Annotated in this window: 3 protein-coding genes; all 3 read right to left on the bottom strand. The window is 72.2% G+C overall.

Annotation, left to right across the window (positions count from 1 at the left end):
* Positions 1–38: 38 nt before the first annotated feature.
* A complete protein-coding gene (secA, locus tag ACFT55_RS18450) occupies positions 39–2,969 on the bottom strand; it encodes a preprotein translocase subunit SecA (protein WP_380245301.1) in 2,931 nt (976 codons plus the stop codon).
* Between the two features lie 244 nt (positions 2,970–3,213).
* Entirely contained in the window at positions 3,214–4,818 is a 1,605-nt protein-coding gene (locus tag ACFT55_RS18445) for a cation:proton antiporter (RefSeq protein ID WP_380245300.1), read from the bottom strand.
* A 104-nt stretch (positions 4,819–4,922) separates the two neighbouring features.
* A complete protein-coding gene (locus tag ACFT55_RS18440; protein WP_380245299.1) occupies positions 4,923–6,173 on the bottom strand; it encodes a winged helix-turn-helix domain-containing protein in 1,251 nt (416 codons plus the stop codon).
* Positions 6,174–6,311: the final 138 nt, after the last annotated feature.

Here is a 6,311-nt window from a genome sequence, read left to right as displayed (position 1 = left end):
GGTGCGGGCCGGGGCTCCGGCGTCTCAGGTCGAGCGGCTCACTCGTTGATGCCGTGGCACACCTTGTACTTCTTGCCCGAGCCGCAGGGGCACTGGGCGTTGCGGGGGGTGCCCGGGAACGTCCGGCCGTCGCCGGTGGCCGCGGTCGCCTCGCCGTGCAGCTCGCGGCGCGACCGGCGCGTGGCGCCACCCGTCGTCGTGGTCGAGCCGTCCTCGCTGGGCGCGGAGTAGGACAGCCGCTGCGGGGCGGGTGCCTCGAGACCCTTGGCCACGAGCACCGGCTCGGCCTCGGCCGCAGGCTCCGGGGCCGCCTCGGGCTCCGCAGGCGCCTCGGGCTCGGCGACCGGCGCCGCCTCCACCACGGGGGACGCCTCGGCGGCGCCGGCACCGACCAGCTGACCGGCGCCGGACTGCGCGGCCGCCGCCGCGCTCGCGGCAGAGATCACGGGCCCACCCTGCGCGCCGGGCTGCTGCACCTGCACCTCGAGGTTGAACAAGAACCCGACGGACTCCTCCTTGATGGCCTCGGTCATGGCCTGGAAGAGCAGGAAGCCCTCCCGCTGGTACTCGACCAGCGGGTCGCGCTGCGCCATCGCGCGCAGCCCGATGCCCTCCTTGAGGTAGTCCATCTCGTACAGGTGCTCGCGCCACTTGCGGTCCAGGACGGAGAGCACCACGCGCCGCTCGAGCTGGCGCATCGCGGCCTCGCCGAGGGACTCCTCGCGCGCCTCGTACGCCACGCGGGCGTCCGAGAGCAGCTCCTCGAGGATCAGCTCGTGCGTGAGCCGGCCGACGCCGCCGGCCTCCTCGACCACGTCCTCAGGCGTGATCGTGACCGGGTAGACCGACTTCAGCGCGGTCCACAGCGCGTCCAGGTCCCACGCCTCCGGGTTCCCCTCGGAGGTGGCCCCCTCGACGTACGCCGTCACGACGTCCGTGAGGAAGTGCTGCACCTGGTCCTCGAGGTCCTCGCCCTCCAGGACCCGCTTGCGCTCGGCGTAGATGACGGAACGCTGCCGGGACAGCACGTCGTCGTACTTGAGCACGTTCTTGCGGATCTCGAAGTTGCGGGCCTCGACCTGCGACTGGGCGCTCTGGATGCCGCGGGTCACCATCTTCGACTCGAGCGGCATGTCGTCGGGGAACCCGGCGCGGTCCATCATGGACGACGCGAGACCCGAGTTGAACAGGCGCATCAGGTCGTCCTGCATCGACAGGTAGAACCGGGACTCGCCCGGGTCACCCTGACGCCCGGAACGACCACGCAGCTGGTTGTCGATGCGGCGCGACTCGTGGCGCTCCGTGCCGAGCACGTACAGGCCGCCGAGGTCGGTGACCTCCTCGTGCTCCGTACTCACGGCCTCCTTGGCCTTCTCGAGGACGTCGGGCCAGGCGGCCTCGTACGCCTCCGGGTCCTCGGCGGCGTCGAGCCCGCGCTCGGCCATCTCGGTGACGGCCAGGAACTCGGCGTTGCCGCCGAGCATGATGTCGGTACCGCGGCCGGCCATGTTGGTCGCGACGGTGACGGCGCCCTTGCGGCCCGCCTGCGCGACGACGGACGCCTCGCGCTCGTGCTCCTTCGCGTTCAGCACGCTGTGCGGGACGCCGGCCCGCTTGAGCAGGCCCGAGAGCAGCTCCGACTTCTCGACGCTCGTGGTGCCGACCAGCACCGGCTGGCCCTTGGCGTGCCGCTCGACGATGTCCTCGACGACGGCGTTGAACTTGCCCTCCTCGTTCTTGTAGACGAGGTCGGCCTGGTCCATGCGCACCATCGGCCGGTTGGTCGGGATGGGCACGACGCCGAGCTTGTACGTGCCCTGGAACTCGGCGGCCTCGGTCTCGGCCGTACCGGTCATCCCGGAGAGCTTGGCGTAGAGCCGGAAGTAGTTCTGCAGCGTGATCGTGGCGAGCGTCTGGTTCTCCGCCTTGATCTGCACGCCCTCCTTGGCCTCGATGGCCTGGTGCATGCCCTCGTTGTAGCGGCGGCCGGCGAGGATACGGCCGGTGTGCTCGTCGACGATCATGACCTCGCCGTTCAGCACGACGTAGTCCTTGTCGCGCTTGAACAGCTCCTTCGCCTTGATGGCGTTGTTGAGGAATCCGATCAGCGGCGTGTTGAGCGACTCGTAGAGGTTGTCGATCCCGAGGTAGTCCTCGATCTTCTCGATGCCGGGCTCGAGCACGCCGACCGTCTTCTTCTTCTCGTCGACCTCGTAGTCGACGTCGACCGTCAGGCGGCGGACGACCTTCGCGAACTCGGTGTACCACCGGTTGGCGTCGCCCGAGGCGGGGCCCGAGATGATGAGCGGCGTGCGGGCCTCGTCGATGAGGATCGAGTCCACCTCGTCGACGATGGCGAAGTGGTGCCCGCGCTGGACCAGGTCGTCCGGCGACCACGCCATGTTGTCGCGCAGGTAGTCGAAGCCGAACTCGTTGTTCGTCCCGTAGGTGATGTCGGCCGCGTACTGCCGGCGGCGCTCCTCGGGCGACTGGCCGGAGATGATGACGCCCGTGGTCATGCCGAGGAAGCGGTAGACGCGACCCATGAGGTCGCCCTGGTACTTCGCGAGGAAGTCGTTGGTCGTGATGACGTGCACGCCCTTGCCCTCGAGCGCGTTGAGGTAGGCGGCCGTCGTCGCGACCAGCGTCTTGCCCTCACCGGTCTTCATCTCGGCGATGTTGCCGAGGTGCAGGGCGGCGCCGCCCATGAGCTGCACGTCGAAGTGCCGCTGCCCCAGGGTCCGGCGTGCGGCCTCGCGGACGGCGGCGAACGCCTCCGGGAGCAGCTCGTCGAGGCTCGCCCCGTGCGCGAGCCGCTCCTTGAACCGGTCGGTCTCCTCGTGCAGCTCGGCGTCGCTCAGCTCCTCGAAGCTGGGCTCGAGCCGGTTGACCTGCTCGGCCAGGCTGGTGAGCTTCTTGAGAATTCGGCCCTCGCCAAAACGCAGGACCTTCTCGAGGATCGCAGGCACGCAGTACTCCAGGGTCGGTGGCGCCCCGGGGTTGTCCGGGACCGTGCGGCGCGACCGACGGACGACGGGTGGCAGAGGATCGCTCGTCCGCGCCGTCACCTGGGTCACACCGGAGCCATCCTAGGCCGATCACCTGAGATAGCGGTGCGGGTTCGCGACGGACGAACGGCGACCCGCCTCCTCCGAGACGCTGTGAGCGGGCGTCTGGCCCCGGCGCGCCGGGGAGACGGGGCCGTTCGCCCGCTCACAGCGTCTCGCGCTCGGCGTCCGACCCGGGAGCGAGGTCGGCGGCCGCACGGTCGGCCAGCTCCGCACCCGCAGCCCCGTACAGGTGGAAGACCGCGTCGGCCCCGTGCCGGCGCAGCTCGACGGCGTCCGCGTCGTACCGCGCGATCGCCGCCACCCGGCCGTCGAACCCCGCGGCCCGCAGCCTCGCGAGCGCGATGAGGTTCGCCTTGTGGAAGGGCATGGCGAGCACGGCGAGGCGCACCCGGCCGGCACTCTTGACCCGCGCCCAGAACTCGGTGTCCGTGGCGTCGGCGGGCACGACGGCGATCCCCTCGTCCAGCAGCGCGGCCACCCGCGTCCGGTCGTGCTCCACCCCCATGACGGACAGGCCGTGGACGTCGCGCAGCCGGCGGTACGTGGCCGAGCCCACACGGCCGAGGCCGAGCACCACGGCGTCGGCCCGGCCGATGTCGACCGGCCGGTCGTCCGGGTGCAGCTTGTCCGCGGCACGGCGCGGCAGGAGGGTGGTGAGCCGGGTGGCCAGCTCGACGCCCCGCCGGTTGACGATCGCGGAGACGACGAAGCTGGCGGCGACCGCGAGCGAGACGATCACCGTCCACTCCTCGTCGAGCAGGCCGGACGTCGCGCCGAACGCCACGACGATGATGCCGAACTCGGAGAAGTTGCCCAGCGCGAGCCCGGCGAGGAACGACGTGCGCCGTCGCAGGCGCATCAGCCACAGGAGGAGGGCGTACACGGCCACCTGGAGGGGCAGCATGAGCAGCAGCAGGAGCGCGATCGCCACGTCGACCGGCGCGGGCATGCCGTGCAGCCCGATCTGCAGGAAGAAGGCGACGAGCGCCAGGTCCTTCACCGTCAACAACGAGCGGGACAGCTCGGTCGCCTGCGGGTGCCCCGCGAGCAGCGCGCCCATCACGAGCGCGCCCAGGTCCCCCGACAGACCGGCCAGCTCGAAGAGCCAGAAGCCGGGCACGAGGGCGACGAACGCGCCGAACAACGCCTGGAGCTCGCCGTGGCCGGCTCGGTCCCACACCCGGCGCAGCACCCACGCGCCCGGCACGAGGGCGAGCAGGGCGAAGGCCCACGGGCTCGGCGGCTCGCCGGTGGACACGGCGAGGAAGACGACGGCGACGACGTCCTGCACCACGAGCACGCCGACGGCGATGCGTCCGTAGAGCGCGGTCGCGTCCGAGCGGTCCTCCAGCACCTTGACCACGAACACCGTCGAGGAGAACGACAGCGCGAGGCCCACCAGGGCGAGCGAGCCGAACGACTCGTCGGCGAGCAGCCGGATGCCGACCACGGCGAGCAGACCGAGGAAGCCGACGGCCACCGCGACGGTCAGGACCAGGTGCACGAGGGTGGTGAGCCAGATCTCGGGGCGCAGCAGGGACCGGACGTCGAGCTTCAGCCCGATGGCGAACAGCAGCAGCGCCACCCCGAGCTCCGCGACCGTCTCCAGCCCGGGGAGCTCGGGTGCACCGGTGGCCCCCAGCGCGAACCCGGCGGCGAGAAACCCCACCAGCGGCGGGAGGCGCAGCAGGGTCGCCGCCAGCCCGCCCACGAGCGCGGCGGCGAGGTACAGCACGGCCGTGGCCATCAGCGCTCCTGACGTGGTCCCGATCCGAGCCCGACGCCGGCGCCGCGACGTCGTGGTGCGCCGATCCTACGAGCGTCCTACCAGCGCCGCCGACGTGGCGCGGGTCAGGCCGCGCGCACCACGTCCGCGAGCGCGGGCGCGAGCTCCCCGGCGGGCGTCACCCCGGTGGTCTCCAGACCGAGCCACCCCGCGAGGACGGCCAGCTCGGCACCGAGGGCGGCGGCGGTGCCGGGCCCGGCGTGGGCGGTGGGGTGCGCGGACTGCACCCGCAGCACCCCGGCCTGCCGGTCGGCCTTGAGGTCGACGAACGCGGTGATCGCGTCCCCTTCGAGGAACGGCAGCACGTAGTAACCGAGCACCCGCTTCGGCGCGGGCACGTAGATCTCGATCCGGTAGTACACGTCGAAGAGCGCCTCGAGCCGGCGCCGCTCCCACACCAGCGGGTCGAACGGGCTGAGCAGCGTGCGGGCCTCGGCACGGCGTGGCAGCCGCGCGTCGCGGTGCCGGAAGGTGCGCTCGCCCCAGCCGCGCACCTCGACGGGCTCCAGGACGCCCTCCTCGACGAGCTCCGCGTGCGCGCGGCGCACGGCGGGCCCGCGCAGACGGAAGTAGTCGGCGAAGCAACGGAGGGTGCCGACGCCGTGCGCCCGTGCGCCGAGCTCGAGCAGCCGGCGCACCGCCTCGTCGTCCGGGACGGGAGTCGCCGCGCGCACCGCGGCGGGCAGCACCCGCTCGGGGAGGTCGTAGCAGCGCTCGAACGCCGTGTTCCGCCGGGCGGACATGACCTCGCCGGTGAAGAACAGGAACTCGAGGCAGCGCTTGGCCATCGTCCAGTTCCAGCCCCACTCCTCGCGCGAGCGCGGACCGGACCGCCCGGTCGCGACGAGCTCGTCGTGGATCTCGCGCGCCGTCACGGGGCCACGCTCGGCGACCATCCGCCGCACGAGGTCGAGCTCCGCGGCGTGCGCCAGCGGCGCACCGGCGATCGTCCCCCACGCCTCGTCGAGGTAGTTGCGCCGACGCCACTCGAGCAGCGGGTACGTCTCGGCGGGCACGTAGGACGCGACGTGCGCCCAGGTCTCGACGAGCCGGCGGGGCGCCTTGCCCGCGGCCCGGTCGAGCAGCCCCACGTCGTACGGCCCGAGCCGTGAGTACAGCGGCACCAGGTGTGCCCGCGCCAGGACGTTCACCGAGTCGATCTGGAGCAGGTTGAGCCGGTCCACGGTCGCCATCGCCCGGCGCATCGTCACGCCGCCGACGCCGTCGGGACCGGTCGCCGGGTCCGGTCGCGGCCGGTGCAGCCCCTGGGCCCCGAGGGCGACGCGACGAGCCTGCGCGAGCGAGAGGGAGTCCACCCGCCCATCCTGCCGACCCCCACCGACAGGACACGTCTTCTCGCTGCCCGTTCCCCACGAGCACGCTGGCGGGGCGACCACGACCTGGGCAGGCGTGCATGGGAGAGCCGGTCGAGGCGTTCGTCGGGGGGACGTATC

The sequence above is a fragment of the Isoptericola sp. NPDC057191 genome (assembly GCF_042670225.1).
Classification (GTDB): Bacteria; Actinomycetota; Actinomycetes; order Actinomycetales; family Cellulomonadaceae; genus Isoptericola.
Note: the sequence above shows the minus strand (reverse complement) of the source record. Positions and strands in the feature narration are given on the sequence as shown.